This is a genomic window from Oceanimonas baumannii (assembly GCF_002245495.1).
GTDB classification, from domain to species: domain Bacteria; phylum Pseudomonadota; class Gammaproteobacteria; order Enterobacterales; family Aeromonadaceae; genus Oceanimonas; species Oceanimonas baumannii.
Genome location: NZ_NQJF01000002.1, coordinates 49,177 through 72,317, shown reverse-complemented (window position 1 = coordinate 72,317; position 23,141 = coordinate 49,177). Strand labels below are relative to the sequence as shown.

The 23,141-nt window shown below is 57.1% G+C and carries 23 protein-coding genes; 12 read left to right on the top strand and 11 right to left on the bottom strand.

Translation table 11 applies throughout. From position 1 onward, the window contains the following. Nucleotides 1–3 precede the first annotated feature (3 nt). The 3 genes from B6S09_RS02370 to B6S09_RS02360 form a co-directional block, all read right to left on the bottom strand. The gene (locus B6S09_RS02370; protein ID WP_094276898.1) at nucleotides 4–1,929 is read right to left on the bottom strand and encodes a bifunctional diguanylate cyclase/phosphodiesterase; all 1,926 of its coding nucleotides are present in this window, start codon (nucleotides 1,927–1,929) and stop codon (nucleotides 4–6) included. Nucleotides 1,930–1,969: 40 nt separating this feature from the next. After that, the gene (locus B6S09_RS02365) at nucleotides 1,970–2,659 is read right to left on the bottom strand and encodes a transglutaminase-like cysteine peptidase (protein WP_094277180.1); all 690 of its coding nucleotides are present in this window, start codon (nucleotides 2,657–2,659) and stop codon (nucleotides 1,970–1,972) included. A 115-nt stretch (nucleotides 2,660–2,774) separates the two neighbouring features. Further along, nucleotides 2,775–3,488, bottom strand: a complete 714-nt coding sequence (locus tag B6S09_RS02360) for a UTRA domain-containing protein (RefSeq protein WP_094277179.1) — start codon at nucleotides 3,486–3,488, stop codon at nucleotides 2,775–2,777. Between the two features lie 237 nt (nucleotides 3,489–3,725). Between B6S09_RS02360 and B6S09_RS02355 the strand changes: the two genes are divergently transcribed. The 6 genes from B6S09_RS02355 to B6S09_RS02330 are packed head-to-tail and all read left to right on the top strand — an operon-like array spanning nucleotide 3,726 to nucleotide 8,903. Continuing rightward, a complete protein-coding gene (locus tag B6S09_RS02355) occupies nucleotides 3,726–4,733 on the top strand; it encodes an ABC transporter substrate-binding protein (RefSeq protein WP_424991650.1) in 1,008 nt (335 codons plus the stop codon). Between the two features lie 2 nt (nucleotides 4,734–4,735). Beyond that, nucleotides 4,736–5,539, top strand: coding sequence for an alkaline phosphatase family protein (locus tag B6S09_RS02350; protein ID WP_094276896.1), 804 nt, complete (start codon nucleotides 4,736–4,738; stop codon nucleotides 5,537–5,539). Beyond that, nucleotides 5,536–6,447 carry an ABC transporter permease gene (locus B6S09_RS02345; protein WP_094276895.1) on the top strand — a complete coding sequence of 304 codons (912 nt, stop codon included), beginning with the start codon at nucleotides 5,536–5,538 and terminating at the stop codon, nucleotides 6,445–6,447. Before B6S09_RS02350 ends, B6S09_RS02345 begins: the two co-directional genes overlap by 4 nt. Then, a complete protein-coding gene (locus B6S09_RS02340; protein ID WP_094276894.1) occupies nucleotides 6,440–7,222 on the top strand; it encodes an ABC transporter permease in 783 nt (260 codons plus the stop codon). Before B6S09_RS02345 ends, B6S09_RS02340 begins: the two co-directional genes overlap by 8 nt. Continuing rightward, the gene (locus B6S09_RS02335) at nucleotides 7,222–8,238 is read left to right on the top strand and encodes an ABC transporter ATP-binding protein (protein ID WP_094276893.1); all 1,017 of its coding nucleotides are present in this window, start codon (nucleotides 7,222–7,224) and stop codon (nucleotides 8,236–8,238) included. Before B6S09_RS02340 ends, B6S09_RS02335 begins: the two co-directional genes overlap by 1 nt. Further along, nucleotides 8,238–8,903: an HAD family hydrolase gene (locus tag B6S09_RS02330; protein ID WP_094276892.1), complete on the top strand. Its 666-nt coding sequence runs from the start codon at nucleotides 8,238–8,240 to the stop codon at nucleotides 8,901–8,903. The genes B6S09_RS02335 and B6S09_RS02330 overlap by 1 nt, the downstream gene beginning before the upstream one ends. Before the next feature lie 152 nt (nucleotides 8,904–9,055). On the opposite strand, the gene B6S09_RS02325 is transcribed toward B6S09_RS02330, so the two are convergent. Further along, nucleotides 9,056–9,292: an NADPH-dependent FMN reductase family protein gene (locus B6S09_RS02325; protein ID WP_341802690.1), complete on the bottom strand. Its 237-nt coding sequence runs from the start codon at nucleotides 9,290–9,292 to the stop codon at nucleotides 9,056–9,058. Between the two features lie 179 nt (nucleotides 9,293–9,471). Continuing rightward, nucleotides 9,472–9,813, bottom strand: a complete 342-nt coding sequence (locus tag B6S09_RS02320; protein WP_094276891.1) for a DUF2750 domain-containing protein — start codon at nucleotides 9,811–9,813, stop codon at nucleotides 9,472–9,474. A gap of 145 nt (nucleotides 9,814–9,958) precedes the next feature. On the opposite strand from B6S09_RS02320, the gene B6S09_RS02315 reads away from it, so the two are divergent. The 4 genes from B6S09_RS02315 to B6S09_RS02300 all read left to right on the top strand — a co-directional run bounded on the left by B6S09_RS02315 (nucleotide 9,959) and on the right by B6S09_RS02300 (nucleotide 13,029). Continuing rightward, a complete protein-coding gene (locus tag B6S09_RS02315) occupies nucleotides 9,959–10,606 on the top strand; it encodes an isochorismatase family protein (RefSeq protein ID WP_094276890.1) in 648 nt (215 codons plus the stop codon). Continuing rightward, a complete protein-coding gene (pncB, locus tag B6S09_RS02310; protein WP_094276889.1) occupies nucleotides 10,599–11,786 on the top strand; it encodes a nicotinate phosphoribosyltransferase in 1,188 nt (395 codons plus the stop codon). The genes B6S09_RS02315 and pncB overlap by 8 nt, the downstream gene beginning before the upstream one ends. Before the next feature lie 97 nt (nucleotides 11,787–11,883). Further along, nucleotides 11,884–12,678 (top strand): phenylalanine 4-monooxygenase, encoded by a 795-nt coding sequence (phhA, locus tag B6S09_RS02305; RefSeq protein ID WP_094276888.1) that lies wholly within the window; start codon nucleotides 11,884–11,886, stop codon nucleotides 12,676–12,678. A gap of 9 nt (nucleotides 12,679–12,687) precedes the next feature. Further along, nucleotides 12,688–13,029: a 4a-hydroxytetrahydrobiopterin dehydratase gene (locus tag B6S09_RS02300; protein WP_094276887.1), complete on the top strand. Its 342-nt coding sequence runs from the start codon at nucleotides 12,688–12,690 to the stop codon at nucleotides 13,027–13,029. 123 nt (nucleotides 13,030–13,152) lie between these two features. Here the strand turns inward: B6S09_RS02300 and B6S09_RS02295 are convergent, their stop codons facing one another. From B6S09_RS02295 to puuD, 4 genes are read right to left on the bottom strand one after another with little or no spacing between them, the layout of a single operon-like run. Continuing rightward, nucleotides 13,153–14,427 (bottom strand): NAD(P)/FAD-dependent oxidoreductase, encoded by a 1,275-nt coding sequence (locus tag B6S09_RS02295; protein ID WP_094276886.1) that lies wholly within the window; start codon nucleotides 14,425–14,427, stop codon nucleotides 13,153–13,155. A 13-nt stretch (nucleotides 14,428–14,440) separates the two neighbouring features. Next, complete coding sequence (gene puuC / locus B6S09_RS02290) at nucleotides 14,441–15,925, bottom strand: aldehyde dehydrogenase PuuC (protein ID WP_094276885.1); 1,485 nt, start codon at nucleotides 15,923–15,925, stop codon at nucleotides 14,441–14,443. 19 nt (nucleotides 15,926–15,944) lie between these two features. Continuing rightward, nucleotides 15,945–16,505 (bottom strand): HTH-type transcriptional regulator PuuR, encoded by a 561-nt coding sequence (gene puuR / locus B6S09_RS02285; protein ID WP_094276884.1) that lies wholly within the window; start codon nucleotides 16,503–16,505, stop codon nucleotides 15,945–15,947. Continuing rightward, nucleotides 16,502–17,266, bottom strand: coding sequence for a gamma-glutamyl-gamma-aminobutyrate hydrolase (gene puuD / locus B6S09_RS02280; protein WP_094277178.1), 765 nt, complete (start codon nucleotides 17,264–17,266; stop codon nucleotides 16,502–16,504). Before puuD ends, puuR begins: the two co-directional genes overlap by 4 nt. Nucleotides 17,267–17,455: 189 nt before the next feature. On the opposite strand from puuD, the gene B6S09_RS02275 reads away from it, so the two are divergent. Both B6S09_RS02275 and B6S09_RS02270 read left to right on the top strand, forming a co-directional pair. Continuing rightward, nucleotides 17,456–18,871, top strand: a complete 1,416-nt coding sequence (locus B6S09_RS02275) for a glutamine synthetase family protein (RefSeq protein ID WP_094276883.1) — start codon at nucleotides 17,456–17,458, stop codon at nucleotides 18,869–18,871. Between the two features lie 68 nt (nucleotides 18,872–18,939). Then, nucleotides 18,940–20,424 carry a Na+/H+ antiporter NhaC family protein gene (locus B6S09_RS02270; protein WP_094276882.1) on the top strand — a complete coding sequence of 495 codons (1,485 nt, stop codon included), beginning with the start codon at nucleotides 18,940–18,942 and terminating at the stop codon, nucleotides 20,422–20,424. Nucleotides 20,425–20,649: 225 nt separating this feature from the next. Here the strand turns inward: B6S09_RS02270 and B6S09_RS02265 are convergent, their stop codons facing one another. Next, nucleotides 20,650–21,645: a cytochrome d ubiquinol oxidase subunit II gene (locus B6S09_RS02265; RefSeq protein WP_094276881.1), complete on the bottom strand. Its 996-nt coding sequence runs from the start codon at nucleotides 21,643–21,645 to the stop codon at nucleotides 20,650–20,652. 1 nt (nucleotide 21,646) lies between these two features. Further along, nucleotides 21,647–23,053 (bottom strand): cytochrome ubiquinol oxidase subunit I, encoded by a 1,407-nt coding sequence (locus tag B6S09_RS02260; RefSeq protein WP_094276880.1) that lies wholly within the window; start codon nucleotides 23,051–23,053, stop codon nucleotides 21,647–21,649. Between the last annotated feature and the right edge of the window lie 88 nt (nucleotides 23,054–23,141).

Genomic DNA, 23,141 nt, shown 5'->3' with positions numbered 1-23,141 from the left:
GCGCTATTTTTTCTCCGGCCTGATCCCCGGGCCCCCCGCAGCGTCAAATCCCAAAGCCATCAACAACTCGCGTTGTTCTGCCTGTTGCACGCCATCTGCAATCATGCACAGGCCAATGGAGTGCCCCAAACTGCACAGGCCTCTCAAGAAGCCCTGATTACCGTCATTGCTATCAAGCCCGATGAACAAAGAACCATCCACCTTCAGGTAATCCAGCCCCAGCTCCTCAAGATGAGCAATTCTGGCGAAGTCACGTCCGGCCCGCTCCATGCCCAGGTGACAGCCTGATGGTTTCACTTCAATACAAAACGCCCTGAACAACTCAAGATCAGCAATAACATGCCGTTCAGAAAACTCCAGCCAAAGCAGTGAGGCAAGCTCGCCAGCTTCACTCAGCAAGGAGATCAGGCGCTGCCGGCTCGCAGCCTGGCGCAAGGTTTCCATCGACAGATTCAGCGCAACCGGTTCAGCCTTTTCATGCAGGGCATGAATGACATGCTCGACCATAGCAACATCAAATTCCGGCATCATTCCCATGCGCCGGGCCCAGGGCATAATGTCCCCGGCACGCCAGGTGTTCCCCTGCCAGTGCAGGCGCATCATGGCCTCTTCATGTAACTGCACATCACCAGCCAGCTGCAACACCGGAAAACGCACCGAGGTTACGGCGTTTGCTGCCATGGCCTGAGTTAATAGCTGACGCCACTCCCCTTCACTCCGGTGGCTGTTCGCTGTCACCGCTTCTCTGGCTTCAACACAGGTGATGCCCCGTTGCTCAGCTGCAGCCAGCAGACCATCAACCCGGCTCATCACCTCCCCTCGACTTTCACCCGCAAGGAAGTAACAAGCCCCCTGGGGTAATACCGGCTGAGCCTTAAGCCAGCCCTGGCTCCAGTTCTGCAGGCGCTGGTTAAGAGAGACACTCAGAGAGGCAAGCTCTTCCGTATCCGTAAGCAGCAGCAAAAAATCACTGCCATTCAGTCTGCCCACACGAACATCAGCAAACATGGCCTGCTCCGATGCCGGCCATTCCTGTAAGAGCCGGGCAAACTCCGTTAATAACCTATCCGTCTGCTCACGTCCCAGGGTCCGGTTAATGGATGCAAGCTCAGAAATACGCACCAGAATGATCGCATGATGACCATCATCTTCACTCAGCAGAGCATCCAGCTGGCCGTTAATGGTATCGCGGTTGGCCAACCCGGTAACAGCATCATGCTGATGCTGATAGCGCAGCGCTTCCAGCCGGCGGGACTCACTCTCCAGCATGTCCCGTACACGACCGGAAAGCTGATTCATTGACCGCACCAGACGGCTAAACTCCAGAGTGCGCGGCTCGCTTGACATAATAAAACGGCGTCCGCCAATGGCTTCGGCCTGTTTCACCACATCTTTCAGAGGACGAGTTATTTGCCTGAGCAGCCAGCTGCCCAAAGCACCACATGCCAAAGCAACCAGCAGCAGCCACCATGTCAGACGTAACGTAGTGTGCCACAAGGCGGCATAGGCCACCTGAGTCTGGCTTTCTACATACAGGGTGCCATACTGATGCCAGCCATCCTGTACCTGCGCGACGCCTGCTGGCACCGATAATTCCGCCAGGTTCACAAACCAGTCTGGCACGGTATCCTGCTTCGCCTGTAATGCAGACACTTTACGCTGCAGCACACCACCTGAAGGAGCGATCAGCTCAATACGCCGGTAATGGCCGGTATCAAACTGAGCCGCTACCAACAACTCAACGGTAACCTCATCTTTTTCCACCTGGGATAAGGTCAGCGCCAGTGAATTGGCGTTGTCGATATTTTTCTGCTGCAACTGTTCCTGATAATAATTGCGTGCGCTCAAAGTACTGATGGTAAAGCTGCTGATAAATGCCAGCATCATCAGTACCGCAATCGCCAGCCATAGCTGTTTGTTCAGAGACATGGCACATTCTCCCTGTGAACCTGAACGGATATGATGCGTTTCACCAACTCACTCCTTCCTGTCGAATTTTTTCCAGTACCAGCCTCCAGCGTGATAGCCGGTCAACCGGATTGGCAGCCGATGCCGTCGCCCCCGGAGTCCATAGCCCCTGGCTGTTGAAACTAAAAACGGGGGTCAAATCAGGGCGTTGCGAACCCGGCAGGATGTCGGATGTCAGACTGTCCAGCAGCAAAGGGTCCGAAGACGGGGTGGCGTAATAACCGAGAACCATATGGGCCTGAGAAATAGAACTGCGAGGGCCGCCAATTTTCGCCCGGACATAAATTAACCGCAGGCGATCATCATCAATCCCGGCCATACGTAAACTGATATATTGAGCGATGGCATAATCTTCACAGTCACCCAGGCCCCGCCCCAATGTTTCCAGCGGTGTGGCCCAATAATCTTCTTTACCCCATAAAGACTGATCCAGCTGGTAACTGAGGTGTCGATGAAAAAAACGGTTAACCTGCTGCAACCGGGCCTGCTCCGGCAGCGTGCCAGCCTCACTCAGCATCCGCTCCCAGTCCCGGGATACCTCAACACGGTCACGTCCGTAGCGGCGCTCCATCAGATGATGCAGACGGGTAAAATCGGCACTGACGCCGCCCGCACCGTAAGAAAGCGGCACTTCCCGGCAAATTACCCCCAAAAGCAGCAACAATGTCACGCTCGTGGTTACTTTGCGCATGCCCAGCATCCTCGACAATGTTCATGGGGCGCGCCACCCCGGCGAATGTAAGCATCCTAGCATAACGGATTCATTCCGGGCACAGCGTGTTCACCAACCGGGAAAAATGACAGGTTCAGAAACTGAGGCTTTCCACGCGAATGCGCACGGCATCATGCCGCCAGATCTCTCTGTCACAGTCGATGACCCGATCGAACTGATCGTAGTTAATACGGCTCACCGCCAGCACCGGACTGCCCTGAGACAAATTAAGCGTACTGGCCGCCTCTCCCCGCACCGCCGTGGGACAAATATCAAATCGTGAGCGACTGTATTCCAGCCCGTACTCCCGCTGGTAAAGGGCTGTCAATGACTGACTCAGATCCTGCTGTTCAATCCCCGGGAACAGCTCGGGCCGCAGAAAATGCTCCACATAAAGCACGGTGCGGCCATCAATACACCGCGCCCGGCAAATGCGGATCAGTTTACTCAGGGGGGAAAGCCCCATTTCCGTCACCAACTCGCAGGGGGCCACCACCGTCTCGCAGGACAGCACCTGTGTCTGAGCCTGCCGTTGCTGTGCACGCACCATTTCATGAAAATGAGAACGGCTGGCCGGATTGTATTCCAGACGGGGTAATGACACGAACCAGCCGCGACGTTCCTCCCGGTAGATAAGCCCTTCGGTCTCCAGCATCGACAGCGCGTCTTTGACGGTGATGCGGGTCGTATCAAACAGGGTGGCAAGTTCCCGTTCGGCAGGCAGCTTGTGACCTGGCGCCAGGGTGGCGGTTGCAATTTGCCGGCGCAGAGTATCAATGATCCGGGAGTTCAGGGATGAAGTCGTCAAGGCTGTATGTGGACTGGTCCAGAAATGGGTAGCGCCAGCATGGCGAGATAAAATGACACCGCGATGACGGCACGAGATGATATTTCCATCAAACCGCCGCAAAACTGCCATACAAGTGTCGCCTGACTGTAGCCTTATTGTCATCTATCCAACCTAGCATGAGTCTGAACCTGACCTAGTCCAGAGGACATCACACTCATGAAAAAGCTGTTCACCGCAAGTCTGCTTACCCTGGCCATGGGCACCAGCGCCCAGGCCGCCGATCTCAGCGAACTGGAAGCCAAGGCCCGGGCCGAAGGCCAGGTCAACAGCGTCGGTATGCCCGACAGCTGGGCCAACTGGAAGGACACCTGGCGGGATCTGGGCAACCAGTACGGCCTGAAACACCAGGACACCGACATGAGCTCGGCTCAGGAGATCGCCAAGTTTGCCGCCGAGAAAGAAGATGCCACCGCCGACATCGGTGACGTGGGTGCCGCTTTCGCCCCTATCGCCGTGCAGCAGGGCGTAACTCAAGCCTACAAACCATCCACCTGGAGCGAGATCCCCGACTGGGCCAAGGATGCAGACGGCCACTGGATGCTCGGCTACACCGGCACCATCGCCTTTATCGTTAACAACGAGCTGGTCAGTAAGGTACCTACCTCCTGGGAAGGTCTGCGCGACGGCGACTATCAGGTCACCGTGGGTGATGTCGGTGTAGCCGCTCAGGCCAACAGCGCCATTCTGGCTGCCTCCTTTGCCCTGGGCGGTGATGAGTCCAACCTGGCACCGGCCCTGGACCTGTTCGCGGACCTGGCCCGTCAGGGACGTCTGTCACCGGTGGACACCAATATCGCCAACCTGGAAAAAGGCGAGATTGAAATGGCGGTGCTGTGGGACTTCAACGCCCTCAACTACCGGGATCAAATCGACCGTGATCGCTTTACCGTGGTGATTCCGTCGGATGGCTCTCTGATCTCCGGCTATGCCACCATCATCAACAAATACGCCAAACACCCCAATGCCGCCAAACTGGCACGGGAATACATTCTGAGCGATGCCGGCCAAATCAACCTGGCCCGGGGCTATGCCCGTCCTATCCGCACTAATGTCATCCTGCCCGAAGACGTACAAGCCCAGCTGCTGCCCAACGAAATGTACGCCAATGCCCGCCCCATCACAGACTTCGCTACCTGGGAGCAAAGCACCAAGCGCCTGCCGCGTCAGTGGCAAAGCGAAGTGCTGGTGCACCAGCAGAGGTAAGCATGCACAAGGTCATACTGATCATCATTGACGGTTTGGCCCACGAGGTAGCCCGGCACAGTCTGGGCTACCTGCTGGCCATGACCGAAGCAGGACGCGCCACCAGCTACAAACTACAGTGCGAGTTGCCGGCGCTGTCACGCCCCTTGTATGAAACCATTCTCACCGGCACCCGGCCGGTGGATCACGGTGTAGTACACAACGGAGTGGTACGTTTAAGCAACGAGACCAGCCTGTTCCACCTGGCCCGCGGGGCCGGGCTTTCCACTGCGGCAGCAGCCTACCACTGGGTAAGCGAACTCTATAACCGCGCGCCCTACGATCCGGTGCGGGATCGCTTCACCCGTGATGAACAACTGCCCATTCAGCACGGTATTTTTTACCACCAGGACGATTACCCCGACAGCCACCTGCTGGTCGACGCCGAATGGCTGCGCCGCAGTGCAGATCCGGATTTACTGCTGATCCATCCGATGAACGTGGATGATGCCGGCCACAAATTTGGCCTGGATTCATCCCAGTACCGCAACAGCGCACGCCACTTCGATCTGTTGCTGGCCGATTACGTACCACGCTGGCTGCAGCAAGGTTACCAGATCATGATCACCAGTGATCATGGCATGAACCGGGATCGCAGCCACAGCGGTACCCTGCCGGAAGAGCGGGAAGTGCCGCTGTTCGTACTGGGTTCGGCGTTCACTCATGACAGGCACGCCCACCCGTGCCAGACCGAGCTGTGCGGCACCCTGGCCAGCCTGCTTGGCATCGATCATCACAAGCCCCTGTGCCGGGAGTTGCTGATATGACAGAGCATACCCTGACCACCGACCGCTCATTAAAAGCGGCAGCCCCGGAGATCACCAGTACCACACCGGCCACCCGCCCTTCTCACTGGCAACGCCGGCTGCCGCTGTTGCTGTTGCTGCCCTTTGGTCTGGTGTTCGCCCTGTTTCAGCTGGCCCCCATCGCCTGGGTGGCCATTAATGCCTTTCAGGCCGGCGGAGACTGGAGCCTGGCCAACTTTCGGGAGATCCTCGGTTCCCCCTACTACCGTCAATCCTTCGGCAACAGTTTTGATCTGGCGTTCTGGTCCAGCCTGATTGGACTGGCCATTGCCACTCTGGGAACGGCAGCGCTGCGACGGGTACCGGGCCGGCTGCAAAACGCTGTGGTGGCTTTTACCACCATGGCCAGCAACTTTTCCGGCGTGCCCCTGGCCTTTGCCTTTATTGTGCTGCTGGGCATGAACGGCACTCTGACTCTCTTACTGCAACAGCTGGGGCTGGCCGAGCAGTTTAATCTCTACTCCCGTACAGGCCTGCTGGTGCTTTATACCTACTTCCAGATCCCGCTGGCGGTGCTGTTACTTTACCCGGCATTCGACGCCGTGCGCGACGACTGGCGCGACGCCGCCGCCCTGCTGGGTGCCGGCCCGGTACAATACTGGCTACGGGTAGTACTGCCGGTGCTGAGCCCGGCCCTGCTCGGCACCTTTATCATTCTGCTCGCCAATGCCCTGGGTGCCTACGCCAGCACCTATGCGCTGATGACCAGCAACTATAACCTGGTCACCATTCAGATTGCCGGGCTGGTGGCGGGAGACATCTTCCTCGAGCCCCAGCTGGCGGCGGCGCTGTCATTACTGCTGATGGCACTGCTGTTGCTGGTCACCGCCGTTAACCACTGGCTTGTTGCCCGGAGTCGTCATGTCTAAGCCTCCCCTGTCCGCCCGCCTCATGGTCTGGACCCTGGTCTCTCTGCTGGCCGCCCCCATCGTCATTACGCTGATCTACTCCCTGGCCGAGAGCTGGGGAGCCCAGATACTGCCACAAGGGTTCAGCGCCGAGTGGTATGCCAGGCTGTGGAGCGACAGCCGCTTTCTGGCCGCCTTTGGCCGCTCGCTGCTGGTCTGTCTGGCAGCGCTTGTGCTCAGTCTGGTGCTGATCTTGCCGGTGCTGTTCGTGGTGTTTTACTACTTCCCCCGGCTGAAGGGCCTGATGAACCTGCTGGTGCTGCTGCCCTTTGCGGTGCCGCCGGTAGTATCATCGGTGGGTCTGCTGCAACTGTACGCCGGCGGCCCTTTGCCTCTGGTAGGCACCCCCTGGATCCTGGTGCTGTGCTATTTCACCCTGAGCCTGCCCTTTATGTACCGGGCCCTGGCCAACAACCTGGAAGCGGTTAACCTGCCCGATCTGATGGACGCCGCTCATCTGCTGGGTGCCGGTACCACCCGCGCCTTTTTACAGGTGGTGTTGCCCAACCTGCGCAACGGCTTGCTCAGCGCCCTGTTTCTGGCGTTTTCCTTCCTGTTCGGGGAGTTCGTGTTTGCCAACCTGCTGGTGGGCACCCGCTTTGAAACCCTGCAGGTTTATCTGTACAGCCAGCGCACCACCAGCGGCCACTTCACCAGCGCCATGGTGATGTCCTATTTCCTGTTTATCGGCCTCGCCACCTGGGTGGCGCTGCGCCTGCAATCCCGGAGCACCTGATGTTCTATCTGGAAGTTGCCCATCTCGCCAAATCCTTTGGCGATACTCATGTATTCAGTGACATTCACTTCGATATTCGCCGGGGAGAGCTGGTCACCCTGCTCGGTCCCTCAGGCTGCGGCAAGTCCACTCTGCTACGCAGCCTGGCCGGCCTGGTGAACCCGGATCACGGCCATATCCGCGTGGCCGGTGAAGACATTACTCACCTCAAGCCCCAGAAACGGGGCATCGGCATGGTGTTTCAGAGCTATGCCCTGTTCCCCAACCTGACCGTAGCCGGCAACATCGCCTTTGGCCTGCGCATGCAAAAAATGAACAGAGCCGAGCTGAACCGCCGGGTGGCAGATGCCGTGGCACTGGTCGGCCTGGAAGGCCGGGAAAGCCACTACCCCGCACAACTTTCCGGTGGTCAGCGCCAACGGGTAGCCCTGGCCCGGGCTCTGGTGGTACAGCCGCGTATTTTGCTGCTGGACGAGCCGCTGTCGGCGCTGGATGCCCCAATCCGCAAACGACTGCGCGAGCAGATCCGACGCATTCAGCAACAGCTCGAGCTCACTACCGTATTCGTGACCCACGATCAGGAAGAGGCGCTGACCATGTCGGATCGCGTCTTTGTGATGAACCAGGGCCGTATCGTACAGGCCGACACCGCCGAGGGCGTTTACACCCGCCCCGCCAATGACTTTGTGGCGGGCTTTATGGGCAGCTATAACCTGCTTGGCCCCGAGCAGGCTGCCGCCCTGTTCGGCATGCGCATTCGCGGCCGGCTGGCCATTCGCCCCGAGACCATTTACATTCACGAGCCGGGTCGCGATTATGGTATGCCGATGACAACGCCTTTACCCGCCCACGTGGAACACCACCAGCTGCTGGGCAACGTGATCCGTTATCGCATGAGACTTGCCCACGCCACCCTGGAGGTGGATACGCTTAACCGGGGCCCGGCCTCATTACTGTCTGCCGGAAGCCGGGTCGAGCTGCTGCTGCCCAAAAATGAACTGAAAGAGGTTGCCTGATGAAGCTGGCCATATTTGATCTGGACGAAACCCTGATTGCCGGTGACTCTGCCACTTTATGGCTGGAGTTTCTGGCCAAGCGTGGCCTGGTCAGCGACGCCCTGCTGGCCGAAGAGCGGCGACTAATGGAAGACTATTACGCCGGCACCCTCGACATGAACGCCTACATGGCGCTGACCCTGGCACCGCTGGAAGGTCAGCGCCCCGAAGAGGTGGTCCCACTGGTAACGGAGTTTATCAGACAGCACATTGCCCCCATCGTTTATCCGCAGGCTCGGGAACGTCTGGACTGGCATCGCACCCAGGGCCATCGCTGCCTGGTCATTTCCGCCACCGGCGAGCACCTGGTCAGGCCGATTGCTCAATACCTGGGGGTAGCGGATGCCATTGGTGTGCAAACCGATATCGTCAACGGCCATTACAGCGGTCGCCCAACCGGTATTTTCAGCTTTCAGCACGGTAAGGTCGTGCGCCTGGGTCACTGGCTGCAGGAGCAGGGTCTTGAGCACGGCTTCTGCTACGGCTACAGCGACTCCCACAACGATCTGGCGCTGCTGGAATACGTAGATAAAGCCGCGGTGATCAACGGTGACGAGACCCTCAATGCGCTGGCGGCCGAACGGGGCTGGCAGCAGTTAAACTGGACGTTGGAAAGGCAACCGTAAGCGCGCAGCTGCGCAGATTGAAGATAAGTGCGACGAACGCCAACATTTTCATCGTCTGACAAATGGACTCCGGCCTTTGCCGGAGTGACAAAAGGTATACCGAAGCAGCCTCTTACAGCTTAAGGCTGACGGCTTACAGCTCCCCGAAGGGATTATCCAAACAGCTTCTTCGAAAGCGCCACGATTTTACCCTGGTAGTGGGCGATGGCCAGCTCCCGTTCATCGGGCTGACGCGAGCCATCACTACCGGCCAGGGTGCTGGCGCCATAGAGAGTGCCGCCGCCCACTTTGGAGGTATCGGCCACTTCCGGAGCAGCATAGCCAATGGGCACGATAATCATGCCGTGGTGAGCCAGGGTGTTCCAACCACAAGGCACAAAAAACGGCACTTGTTTAAAGTGCCGTTAGCCTGATAACAAGGACACCCCTGCCCTGGTCGTCAATTATTTTTCTTCGTCATGCCTGTTTAACCCTGTCACCTTCACATTCTGAAGATTCCCGGCCGTTGGCACCGGACTCCCGCCTTCGCGGGTGTGACGAGAGAACAGGAGTTACAACCCAAAGTAAATCAGGCGAATTCTTTCACCATTTCCAGTACATCCAGCTCGATGCCGTCGAGCTCTTCGTTCCAGTTAGGACCAATGCGCACACCGTCTTCCGACAGGTCTTCCACCCAGATTTCCAGAAACTCGGCCAGGGTGATTTCAAAGGGCTCATACTGGGCCCACTCGTCCACACACTGGTTCTGGGCCTCTGCTTTGGTAGACCATAACGGCATCACTTCGGTATCCTGAAACTCGGTGGAATCACACACCACCCATTCGTCTCCGAAACGAAGCCCCCACATCAGGTTGTCGGCTTTCACTTGATCGATAAAACGCTGGTATTCTGGCTGGTGGAGCTGGCTCATTACGGTCACCTTTGGCTTAATGAGGGGAAGACACCCCGATTGGGGGCGATACTGAACCAAATTAACATTAGACTCAATCAAAACAATATTAAAAAACCGTGCTATGCAGTGGCTCTTGCCGCACATGACAAACAGGAGACGGCACATGAAATTGCCCGCCAAACACAGGGTAGCCAGTCTGGACGTAGATGCCCAGTATACTTTTACCCCCGTTTGCCCCGACGAGCTGCCGGTCGCCGGCGGCGATACCATTGCCGCCGAGCTGAACCATCAGGCGTCTTTTGCGGGCCTTCGCCTGGGCTCCAAGGACGCACACTCACCGGCAGCCCACTGGGTGGCCAGCAGTGATAAACCCGCTTTCAGTAAGGTAGAAGGCGATAACCTTGATATCCGCTGGCCCCTGCATGCAGTACCCGGCACCAAAGGGTTTGAACTGCTGGAAGAACTGCCCCACCCCGCCGACTACGACTTTTTTGTCTGGAAAGGTGTCGAGCCCGATATGCATCCTTACGGAGCCTGCTACCACGATCTGGCCGAACGCCAGAGCACAGGCCTGATTGAATATTTGCGCTGTCATCATATCGACACCGTGCTGGTGGGAGGCCTGGCTACCGACTACTGCGTGTTTCATACGGTAAAACAGCTTCTGGCCGCCGGCTTTAATGTGATCGTCAACCGCGCTGCCACCCGGGGCGTGGCCGACAACAGCAGCCGGCACGCTATTGCCGACATGATCCAGCTGGGGGCGCACTTTGTGCACGACAGCAACGATCTGGAGCAAAGCGATGACTGAGCCCGTGATCACCACTCTGCTCGATACCGATCTGTATAAATACACCATGATGCAAGCCGTGCTGCACCAGCACCCGGCCGCCGAAGTGGAATACCGGTTTCGCTGCCGGACCCCGGATGTGGACTTCTCCGCTTGCTTCGACGACATCAGCAGGGAAATCGACCATCTCTGTACCCTTCAGCTCACCGACGACGAGCTCGACTACCTGGCCGAACTCGATTACCTCAAGCCCGACTTCATTCACTTTCTGCGCCTGTTCCGGCTAGACCGTCGCTTTGTAGAGCTGGAATGCATAGATGGCCGGCTGGAACTCAGCATTCGTGGCCCCTGGCTGCATACTATTTTGTTTGAGGTGCCGCTGCTGGCCATCATCAGCGAAGTGTATTGCCGCCATCATTATCCCTGCCCGGACTGGCAGCAAGCACGCGAAAAAACACAGCAAAAAATCGCCCAGATCACCCAGGAAGAAGGGTTTCGTTTTTCCGACTTCGGCACCCGCCGGCGTTTTTCAGCAAAGTGGCAAAAGGAAGTGGTGCACACTCTGGCCAGCGCCTTGCCCAAACAGTTTTCCGGCACCAGCAACCTGGCGTTATCACGCCTGATTGGCCGCCCGCCCATGGGCACCATGGCGCATGAGTTCCTGCAAGCGTTTCAGGCTCTGGGCCCACGCCTTATCGACAGCCAGAAGGCCGCACTGGATGCCTGGGTAGGAGAATATCGCGGCCGGCTTGGCATTGCCCTTACTGATGTCGTCGGCATGGATGCCTTTTTGCGAGATTTTGATCTCTACTACGCCAAGTTGTTCGACGGCCTGCGTCACGACTCCGGCGACCCGGTGGTCTGGACCGAAAAAGCCCTGGCCCATTACCGCAAGCTCAAGGTTGACCCAAATGGCAAACGGCTGGTCTACAGTGACTCGCTCACCGTCACTAAGGCACTGGAGCTTTACCAGCGCTTTTCCGGTCAGTGCCGGCCGGCCTTTGGCATAGGGACCTATATCACCAACGATGTGACTGACACCACACCGCTCAGCATGGTGATTAAAATGACCCGCTGCAACGGCCAGGCGGTCGCCAAGCTGTCAGACAGCCCGGGCAAAGCCATGTGCGAGGATGACGGTTACCTGACCTATTTGTCCCAGGTATTTGGCGTGCAGCCGCCAGTTGTAAATAAAAACTGACACCAGCGTAAAGCCAAACTGCCAGACTGCCCTTCTCAGTACGCGTTGATGTCTCTAAATTAAAAGGCAAAACCACACTGACGAAGGGCAATGTTTCATGACTGCCTCCACCTACGTGGCCCGTAAACCCGGGCCCGACGGCAACATTCATTACACGGAGGAAGAAAATGCCGTCTGGCAGACGCTGATGACACGTCAGCTCAACTGCGTGCAGCACAGGGCCTGTAACGAATACCTGACGGGACTGGCACGTCTCGACCTGCCCCGGGATCGCATCCCGCAACTGGACGAGATTAACCGGGTATTACAGCCCGCCACCGGCTGGCGTGTGGCTCGAGTGCCGGCCCTGATCTCTTTTGATCGTTTCTTTGAATTGCTGGCCAGCCAGCAGTTTCCGGTGGCCACGTTTATTCGCCGGCGGGAAGATCTCGATTACCTGCAAGAGCCGGATATCTTTCACGAGCTGTTTGGCCACTGCGCTATGCTCACCCACCCGGCGTTTGCCCGCTTTACCCATATCTACGGGCAACTCGGCCAGAACGCGACGCCCAGAGAGCGTGGCTTTCTGGCAAGGCTGTACTGGTTTACCGTAGAGTTCGGCCTGCTCAACACCCCCGAAGGCCGGCGCATATACGGCGGCGGCATACTGTCTTCGCCAGGTGAAACTCAGTATGCCTTCGAATCGGATAAGCCCGAATTCCGCCCCTTTAACATGCTGGATGTGCTGCGCACTCCCTATCGCATCGATATCATGCAGCCCATCTACTATGTACTGGACAGCCTGGACGATCTCTTTGCCATTGCCGGTATGAATATCATGGCCGAGGTTCACAAGGCGCAACAAATGGGGCTGTTTGCCCCCACCTTTACACCCAAACAAACCGCCGTTTAAGGAGAATCCATGACCCAACTGGCCCAACAACAATGCGAGGCCTGCCGGGCCGATGCGCCCAAAGTCAGCGACGCCGAGCTGGCCGAGCTGATGACACAAATTCCCGACTGGACTCCGCTGGCCCGGGATGGTGTGCTGCAGCTGGAGCGGGAGTTCAAGTTCAAGAACTTCAAACTGGCCTGGGCCTTTGCCAACCAGGTGGCCGAACTGGCCGAAAGCGAGTTTCATCACCCGGCCATTTTGCTGGAATGGGGCAAGGTCACCATCACCTGGTGGACACATGCCATCGGTGGCCTGCACCGCAACGATTTCATTATGGCGGCGCGGACGGACGGCTTGCTTGAGCCGTAAACGGAAGTAAGAAATAGTCATCTCCGCCTTCGGGAAGATGACGTCCTTTCGCGAGAGTGACGACAGAAAAAAGCAAGCCAGGGTTAGCTTCGAACCCTGGCTTGCTTCATAAAAAACCGGAGCTTAAACCCCCAGCTTGTCGCGCAGGCTGTAGTAGGCCGCTCCCATGGCACTGAACGGCACCTGAAAACGGCGACCGCCGAAAAATGGCAGATGCGGCAGGCTGGCAAAAGCGTCAAAACGCTCGGCCTGTCCCTTAAGCACTTCCGACAGTAACTTGCCCGCCAGATGGGTACAGGTAACGCCATGGCCGCTGTATCCCTGCATGTAATACACGTTGGGCTCCAGCCGTCCGAACTGCGGCAGTCGCGACAGCGTCAGCAAGAAATTGCCGGTCCAGCGGTAATCCACCTTGATCCCTTCCAGCTGAGGAAAGGTCTTCAGCAGTTTGGGCAACACCAGTCGATCTATGTCATCCGGATCCCTGGCGCCATAAACCACGCCACCGCCGTAAAGCAGCCGGTTGTCACCGGTGATACGGTAATAATCGAGCAGATAATTGCAGTCTTCCACACAGTACTGATTGGCAATCAGACGGCTGGCCTGCTCCTCACTGAGCGGCTCTGTGGTCACAATCTGGGTACCACAGGGCATGGCTTTGGCCGAGAGCTTGGGCTCCAGATTGCCCAGATAGGCATTACCTGCCAGCACCATAAACCTGGCACTGACACTGCCCTTATCGGTTTTCGCCAGGGCCGGGTCGCCATAGGTCAGGCTGGTGACCGCAGACTGCTCAAAAATGCGTCCACCCAGCTTACGGATGGCTTCCGCCTCACCCAGAGCAAGATTAAGAGGGTGAATATGGCCGCCGCGATGATCCAGCAAACCCCCGACATAGTTTTGGCTGTCGATCTCCTGCGCCACTCTGCCCGCATCCAGCAGCTCCAGACCATCGTGACCATAACGCTCCCAGTTGCCTTTCTGGCTTTCCAGCTCGTGCAGCTGACGAGGATTCAGGGCCGCGAAAATACCGCCGGGCTTAAAATCGCATTGAATATCGTATTGCTCAATGCGACTGCGAATAATATCACCGCCTTCAAACATCATACTGCCCAGCATACGGGCAGTATCGTGACCATAGCGGGATTCAATCACATCTATATCACGGCTATAGGAGTTAACCAGCTGGCCACCATTACGACCACTGGCACCAAAGCCTATGCGCCCTGCTTCCAGCAGTACCACATCAAAGCCAGCCTCACTCAGGAACAGTGCGGTGGAAAGGCCGGTGTAACCACCGCCCACCACACATACATCACACTGAATGTTTTCGGTCAGTTGCGGCCAGGAGGCGTGCTCGTTGGCAGTGGCCGCGTAGTAGCTGTTTACGTGCTCCATAACATACTGCTCCTTAATCCAGTGCCAGCCAGGTGGTCTTGAGTTCGGTAAATTTATCAAAGGCGTGCAATGACTTGTCACGACCATTGCCACTTTGCTTCACCCCACCAAAGGGCACCGTCATGTCACCGTCGTTGTAATTGTTGATAAATACAGAGCCGGCCTTGAGCTGCCGCGCCAGCCGGTGAGCCCGGCGTAGATCCGATGTCCACAGCCCGGCTCCCAGGCCATACTGGCTGTCGTTGGCCAGCGCTATGGCGTCCTCTTCCCGCTCAAAGGTGGTAACAGCCAGCACAGGGCCGAAGATCTCTTCCCTGGAAACCGCCATGTGCGGGTTAACCTGCTCCAGCACCGTGGGGCCGATAAAGTTGCCTGCCTGATCCCGGCCATCCAGCCCCAGCAGCGCACCTTCCTTCAGACCTTCGGCAATATAACGACACACGCTGCCATGGTGATCGCTGTCGATCAGTGTGCCCATGGTCGATGACGGATCCAGCGGATCCATCGGCTTGAAGCCATCAGCGGCTTTCTTCAGCTCGGCCATAAAGGCATCTTTAATGCTGGCTTCTATCAGCAGCCGGGTACCGGCAATGCACACCTGTCCCTGGTTATAGAAAATGCCGGCGGCAGAAGCCCTGGCGGCTTTCGCCAGATCCGGACAGTCGGCAAACACAATGTTGGCACTCTTGCCGCCGGCTTCCAGCCACACCCGTTTCATATTGGAGCGACCGGCATATTCCATCAGCAACCGGCCCACCCCGGTAGAGCCGGTAAAGGTCAGGCAATCCACGTCATCGTGCAGGGCCAGTGCCTTGCCCGCCTCATGGCCAAACCCGGGCAACACGTTCAGCACACCATCGGGCAGACCTGCTTCTTTTGCCAGCGCAGCCAGACGGATAGCCGACAGCGGCGATTTTTCCGAAGGTTTCAAGATCACCGAGTTACCGGCGGCCAGTGCCGGCCCCAACTTCCAGCAAGCCAGTAACAACGGGAAGTTCCAGGGCACAATCGCCGCCACCACGCCAATGGCCTCCCGGCTTACCAGCGCCAGGGCATCAGGACCGGTGGGGGCGATTTCACCGTAAATTTTGTCTACCGCTTCGGCATACCAGCGGATACAGCGAATGGCACCGGGAATATCATCACGCAGACTGTGACGGATGGGCTTGCCGGTATCCAGGGTTTCCAGCAGCGCCAGCTCTTCGCGGTGTTGCTCCATCAGCGTTGCCAGTTTCAGCAATACCGCCTTACGCCCCGCAGGGGACGTCTGTGACCAGGCACCCGCCTCAAAACTGGCCCTGGCGGCAATCACCGCCAGGTTCACATCAGCCTCCTGTGCCCGGCTTACTTCGGCCAGGATGGCACTGCTTGCCGGATTAATCACCTCAAAGTGCCCGCCGTCTGCCGCCTCGCGATATTCACCTTCAATAAACAGCCGGGTTTCGGCTTTTAGCTTTTCCGCTTCGGCCTGCCAGTGGGCCTTGGTTCTGAAGTCCATTATTTATCTCCGCCTTGAATTACAGATTGGCCGGGGTATGAGCGCTGATAATGCGGCATTCCCGATCCGATGAATTGGTAAAGGTATGAGGCAGTCCGGTGTCAATCACATAGCTTTGTCCCGCTGTCAGCCGGTAATGCTCACCGTCCACAGTCAACTCGATCTCCCCTTCCAGCACGGTTCCCACTTCCTCGCCCTGATGCTTAAGATGGCCGCCGGTACTGGTGCCCGGGGCATAACATTCAATCAAAAAGCCCAGCGCCCGCTGTCGGTTACCGTTGTGCACCAGTTTGAACGACACGCCCTGGCTGCCGATTTCCACCAGCTCGCTTTCGTTTACCACCACTTTGTTGCGTTTCAGCGGCCGGGGCTCGGAAAAAAACTCCGACAGCGACATGTTGTAAACCTTGAGCAGTTTCTGCAGGCTGCTGACCGCCGGACTGACCTTATCCTGCTCGATGGTACAGATGGCACCGTGAGTCAGCCCCGAAAGCTCGGCCACTCTGCGCTGGCTGAGCCCCAGCTGCCGGCGAATGTTGGCCAGCCTGCTCCCCGGAGCCAGTTCCTGAGCGGCGCTCACACTGAATTCCTGTGGCCGGCATAATCACGGCAGGCAATCACAAAGCCATCAAACAACGCGCGGGAAAGGCCGTTGTCGCGGCTTTGCCATTCCGGATGCCACTGCACCCCAAGCGCAAAAGGGTGATCCGGCAGGCTGATGGCTTCTACCAGACCATCGGGCGCGGTCGCTTCCACCCGCACACCTGGACCCGTGCTTTTCGCACCCTGCATATGTAACGAGTTCACCCTGTGCTCATCCTCACCAGCAAGCTGTGCCAGCAGACCGCCCGCAGCAGGCTGAATACTGTGCGCCGGTGCATATTGCTGCGCCAGCGGAAGATCTTTATTTTCGCGATGCTCGGCAAACAGGCCGGTTTCATGCAACTGCCGGTACAGGCTGCCGCCACTGGCCACCACCATTTCCTGAAAGCCACGACAAATGCCCAACAGCGGCAGCTTCATGCGTTGAGCAGCAGCAATCAGCTGCAGACTGAGGTTATCCCGGCCCCGGTCGGTATGCGCCTCGTCACCGGACTCCCCGTAATGATGTGGCTCCATATTGCTGTAACTGCCGGTGAGCAGAATACCGTCCAGACGTGACAGCATGGCCGCCAGGCTCTCTTCGTCCTGCCCCAGCTGATGCACCAGAGGTACAGGCACCGCCCCGGCAGCCACAATGGCATCCAGATATTTCTGCTGTACCGTCAAGCCCCGGTGAGGCCCCAGCTGCTGCTCACACAAGATAATGCCCACCCAGGGTTTGTTAAATATATGAACCATCACCATGCTCGTCCACCCGTTCTAAATTCTGAACACGTTATCCAGTTTACGATGAGTTCGTAAAGAATAGAGTGAAAATCTAGCATCGATAATTTTAAAGCACAATAATTTTTAACACTTGCAAAACATAATAAACACACCTAAGTTATCACCGTAAATTATATTTAACGGCCAGATGGTGGTGAAATCATGCAAGCGAATACAACGGTTACAGCTCTTCCTTCCGCCGGTGAGCCGGCCTTAACTCCCTTTGAGCAAGAGGTGGCCTCCTACCTTGTCCGCCACCCTGAAACCCAGTACGTGGACGTTTTACTGACCGATCTTAACGGCATTTTTCGCGGTAAACGGTTACCGGCAAGCGCGCTCGACAAACTTGAAAACGGCTGCTTTTTCCCCGCCTCCATGTTTGCCATGGACTTTCGCGGCAACGTAGTGGAAGAAACCGGCATCGGCCAGGACATCGGTGAACCGGATCTTCCCTGCTACCCCATTGCCGGTACCCTGGTGCCCTCAGCTTCAGATCCGGAAACAGTTGCTCAGCTGCTGCTGACCATGGTGGATGAAGACGAGCAGCCCTTTGCACTGGAGCCCCGCAACGTGCTTAACCGGGTCTGGCAACAGGTAAAAGCCAGAGGCCTGACCCCGGTGATTGCACTGGAACTGGAGTTTTACCTGGTTGACAGGGAGCGAGACGATCAAGGTCAGCTGCAACCCCCCTGTTCACCGCTCACACAAAAACGGGATACTTACAGCCAGGTATATTCAGTCGACAACCTCAACAATTTTTCAGAAATTCTCACCGATATTGACACCATTGCCGTGCTGCAGGGGCTGCCTGCCGACGGAGCCGTGGCGGAAGCTGCTCCGGGCCAGTTCGAAATCAACATGCATCATGGCAGTGACGTGCTGGCGGCCTGCGATCAGGCACTGGCACTGAAGCGGCTGATCAAGCTGGTGGCAGAACAGTACGAAATGGACGCCACCTTCATGGCCAAGCCCTATGAAGAGCACCCGGGCAGCGGTTTGCATGTGCATGTCAGTGTGACCAACGAACAAGGCGAGAACCTGTTTGCCGACGAGCAGGGTGAAGACTCCCCGTTACTGAAGCACTCCCTCGCCGGCCTGCTGGACTTAATGCCCGACAGCATGGCGTTGCTGGCTCCCAACATGAACGCATTTCGCCGCTTCCAGCCAGGCATGTATGTGCCGGTACAGGCTTCATGGGGTCACAACAACCGTACTGTGGCGCTGCGTATTCCTTGTGGCGACGACGAGGCCCGCCGTATTGAATACCGGGTGCCAGGTGCCGATGCCAACCCCTATCTGGTGGTCGCCACCATACTGGCCGGTCTGCTTCACGGTCTGGACAATCAAGAACTGCCACTGCCGGCTCCAGTGGTGGGGAACGGCCTGGAGCAGGAAGGCCTGCCCTTGCCTACACGTCAGAGCAGTGCCCTTGCCCGGCTGGAGGGAAACACGCCGCTAAGGCATTATCTGGGCGACGAATTTATTGATGTTTACCGCATCTGCAAAAATGACGAATTACTCGAATTTGAAAAGCGCATTACCGACATTGAGCTGGAATGGATGCTGAAAAACGCCTGATTTCAATACCAAGGTAAAAGAGCACCACTAAAAGGTGCCGCCCTCTGCCAACCAAAAGGAAAATGATGATGGAACAACCCGACACCCTTGCCCTCACCCCCAGTGTCAAATGGCCACCGCTCTGGCGTGGCCTGGCGGTGGCCACCATTGCCGCCATGGTATTCGCCTGGCTGGGTATCAATCACCAGCCGGACAGTGACTATGGGGCGCTCAGTTTATTACCTGCCGCACTGGTAATCACTATGGCAGTGCTTACCCGTAAAACCGTGGAATCCTTGCTGGCGGGCAGCCTGCTGGGATTATTGTTGCTCAACCCCGGGGATCTGGTCAGCCCGCTGGCGGATGTAACTCTGGCGGTAATGATGGATGAAACCATCGCTTGGCTGATCCTGGTGTGCGGCATGATGGGCGGGCTGATTAATTTGCTGGCCCGGGGAGGAGGTGTGCACAGCTTCGGTGCCGTGATGACCCGTATTATCAAAACGCCGAAAAGTGCCATGGTCGGTACCGTGGGCCTGGGGCTGGTGGTGTTTATCGACGATTACCTCAACTCCCTGGCGGTGTCATCTTCCATGAAGCGCATCACCGACAGCTTTAATATTTCCCGGGAAAAACTGGCTTATATCGTTGATTCCACCGCCGCGCCCATCTGTATTCTGGTCCCCGTCTCCACTTGGGCAGTTTTTTTCGCCTCTCTGTTGGAAGACTCGGGCGCAGCCGAAAGTGGCAAAGGCATGTCACTGTATGTGGCCAGTATTCCCTGGATGCTCTATGGCTGGGCCGCGCTGGCCGTCGTGGCGCTGGTGGCGGCACGTAAACTGCCGGATCTGGGAGCCATGAAAAAGGCCGAAGCCCGGGCCAGAGCCGGTCAGCCGGTGCCCACGGGCTGGCAGGATGAGCCCACTGCCGGCCCCGGCAAAGAAGTACCAGGCTGGCTGGGTCTGACCAACTTTTTGCTGCCCATGGTCGTACTGGTGCTGGCCAGTGTGTATTACGACATTGATCTGCTGAAAGGCGTGCTGGTCGCCCTTGGTGTCACTATGGTGCTCTATTCGGTGCAGCGGCTGTTGTCTTTTCAGCAGCAGGTAGATGCGACGCTGGACGGCTTCAAGGTGATGCTCTATCCCCTGGCCACCGTGTGTGCCGGTTTTATTCTGAAGGAAGTAAACGATCAGCTGGGCATGACCCGTTACATCATCGACACCGTCACTCCGCTGATCACACCGGCATTACTGCCAGCTATTGTGTTCCTGGTGATGGCCGCCGTGGTGTTCAGCACCGCATCAAGCTGGGGCGTGTTTGTGATCTCACTGCCCATTGTGGTCCCTCTGGGTCAGGCCATGAACGTGCCCATGCCACTGGTGGTGGGGGCCCTGCTGTCGGCCTCGGCCTTTGGCAGTCACGCCTGCTTTTTCAGTGATTCCACCGTGCTGTCGGCACAGGGGGCCGGCTGCGATACCATGGATCACGCCATCACTCAGCTGCCTTACGCACTGATTGGCGGTGCCATCACGCTGGTTGCCCTGCTGATAGCCGGATTCTGGATGATGTAACAACACCAAGCTATAAGCAGCTGTAAGCCGCCCAATCTAACCTGCAGGCGTCCTATAATGCCTGCAGGTTATGGTGTTGACTTATGGTTGACAGCTTAAAACTGACAGCTCCCGAAGGGGATCAGATACCCAGCAGCCATCTCAGGGTCATGCCCACCAGGGTGATAATGACCACGCCGGCCAGGTACAGGCCGGCAAACCACAGCCAACCTTTTTTAGCCGCCATTAATAACCCTCCTCAAAGTCTTCTACCTTGCCGGAGAAAATACGGTAACCCCACAGGGTGTAGGCGCAGATCAGGGGCAAAAAAATCAGTATGCCCGGCAGCAAAAACTTAAGACTGGAGTCAGGCGCACTGGCCTGCCACAGCGTCAGCTGGTGCGGAATAAGGTAAGGGAACAGGCTTACCACAAGGCCACCAAAGCCCAGCAGAAATACGCCGCAGGCCAGCCAGAAGGGCCGGGTTTCGTGGGGCTCTCCGTCCAGATCCCGGTACAACAGCACGCCCAGCACCACACTCATCAAGGGCAGCGGCGACAACCACAAGAAGTTAAGCCCATCAAACCAGCGATCACTGACTTCGCTGTTGGCCACGACCATCCACAGGCTCAGCACCAGCAAAATGGCCATTACAATGAGCACCAGCCGGCGTCCCAGATGGGCCGCCCTCGCCAGCATGCGATCACGACTTTTAAGCACCAGATAGCAACAGGCCAGCAACGCATAAGCGACCATCAGCGCAAAGCCGGTAAAAATGCTGAACGGGCTGAGCCAGGCCAGCGCCCCCTGCTCGGCTGGAGCGGCATCCACTCCCTGCACCACGGCACCCAGCACTGCCCCCTGACAAAAGGTCGCCACCGTCGAGCCCAGCCAGAAAGACTTGTCCCACCAAGGCTTGGAGCGGTGCGATTTGAAACGATATTCAAAGGCAACCCCCCTGAATATCAGGCCAATCAGCATAATGATAATGGGCGTATACAGACTTGCCAGAATGCCGGCATAAGCAGCAGGGAAGGCGGCAAACAGTACCACGCCGCCAAATACCAGCCAGGTTTCGTTGCCGTCCCAGACATGGGAGATAGAGCGCATCATGTGATCCCGCTCCCCCTCGCTGCGAAACCACGGATACAGAATGCCGAGTCCCAGATCAAAACCATCCAGCACCACATACATCAGTACCGCAAAGCCCAGCAGCAAATAATAAAACAGCGCCAGATCCATATCAGTTCTCCACCACTTCGTGTTGCAGTTTTTTCACCCACTCCAGGGCAAAACCGGGGGCATTCACGCCAATCATGTGTTGCTCCAGCCGCGCCATATCCGGCGGCCCTTTACGCACCAACTTGGCCATAAAATAGAGGTACACGAAAAACAGCAGGCTGTAGGTCAGCACAAACAGGGTCAGCGAGAACAGGATCCGCTCCGGCGGCAGTGGCGACACCACATCCATGGTACGCACCAGGCCATGTACCAGCCACGGCTGCCGGCCGACTTCGGCTACATACCAGCCAGCCAGGGTGGAAATCACACCGGAAGGGATCATCAGCATCATCAGCCACTGAAAAGCAGTGCTCTCGAAGCGTCCGCCTTTTCTGCGCAGCCACAACCCCCATAACGCAGCACCGATCATCAGCACGCCCAGACCCACCATAACGCGGAAGGAATAGAACACCAGAGGCACATTGGGACGATCTTCTGGTGGTACCGATTTCAGTCCCTGCAACTCACCGTCGAGTTCGTGAGTCAGGATCAGAGACGCCAGTTTGGGGATTTTAATCTCGAAATGGTTGGTTTCCGCTTCCATATCGGGCACAGCAAACAACAGCAGGGGGGCCCCCGCTTCACGCTCAGGCCATATCCCTTCCATGGCCGCCACCTTGACAGGCTGATGCTCCTTTACATTCAGACCATGAAAGTCACCCACCAGCGCCTGTACCGGCGCCAGCAGCAATGCGGCCCACAGTGCCATGGACAGTCCCTTGCGGCCAAAGGCCTGATCTCGCTTTTTAAACAGATACCAGGCGCTGACACCGCCAATCAGGAAGGTGGCGCTAAGCATGGAAGCCATCAGCATATGCGTCAGCCGGTAAGGCATGGAAGGGTTAAAAATAACTTCCATCCAGCTGGCCACTTCAAAGTGTCCGTTCACCAGCTCATAGCCTGCCGGTGTCTGCATCCAGGAGTTGGCCACAATAATCCAGAACGCCGAAATCCAGGTACCGATGGCGACCACACAGGTTGCAAAATAGTGCAGTTTCTCCCCCACCCGCTGCCAGCCAAACAGCATGACCCCGAGAAAGCCTGCTTCCAGAAAGAAAGCGGTCAGTACCTCATACGCCATCAGTGGCCCCAGTACGGAGCCGGTGATTTCGGAAAAACGGGAGAAGTTGGTACCAAATTCGTAAGACAGCACAATGCCGCTTACTACCCCCATACCAAAGGTAATGGCAAAGGGTTTTATCCAGAATTTGGCCAGCTGAAAATAAACCGGGTTACGGGTTTTCAGCCAGAGGCCTTCCCAAATGGCAATGGCAGTGGCCAGGCCAATGGTGATAGACGGAAAGATAATGTGAAAACTGACAGTGAATGCAAACTGTATTCGCGACAGTATGGCGGCATCAAGTTCCATGAATCCTCCTTATCGGGCCAGCTGGCGGCGAACCAGCGCTGGCAGGCCAGCCATAAAAAGAACGATAAGAATAGCGGAAAATTCCATC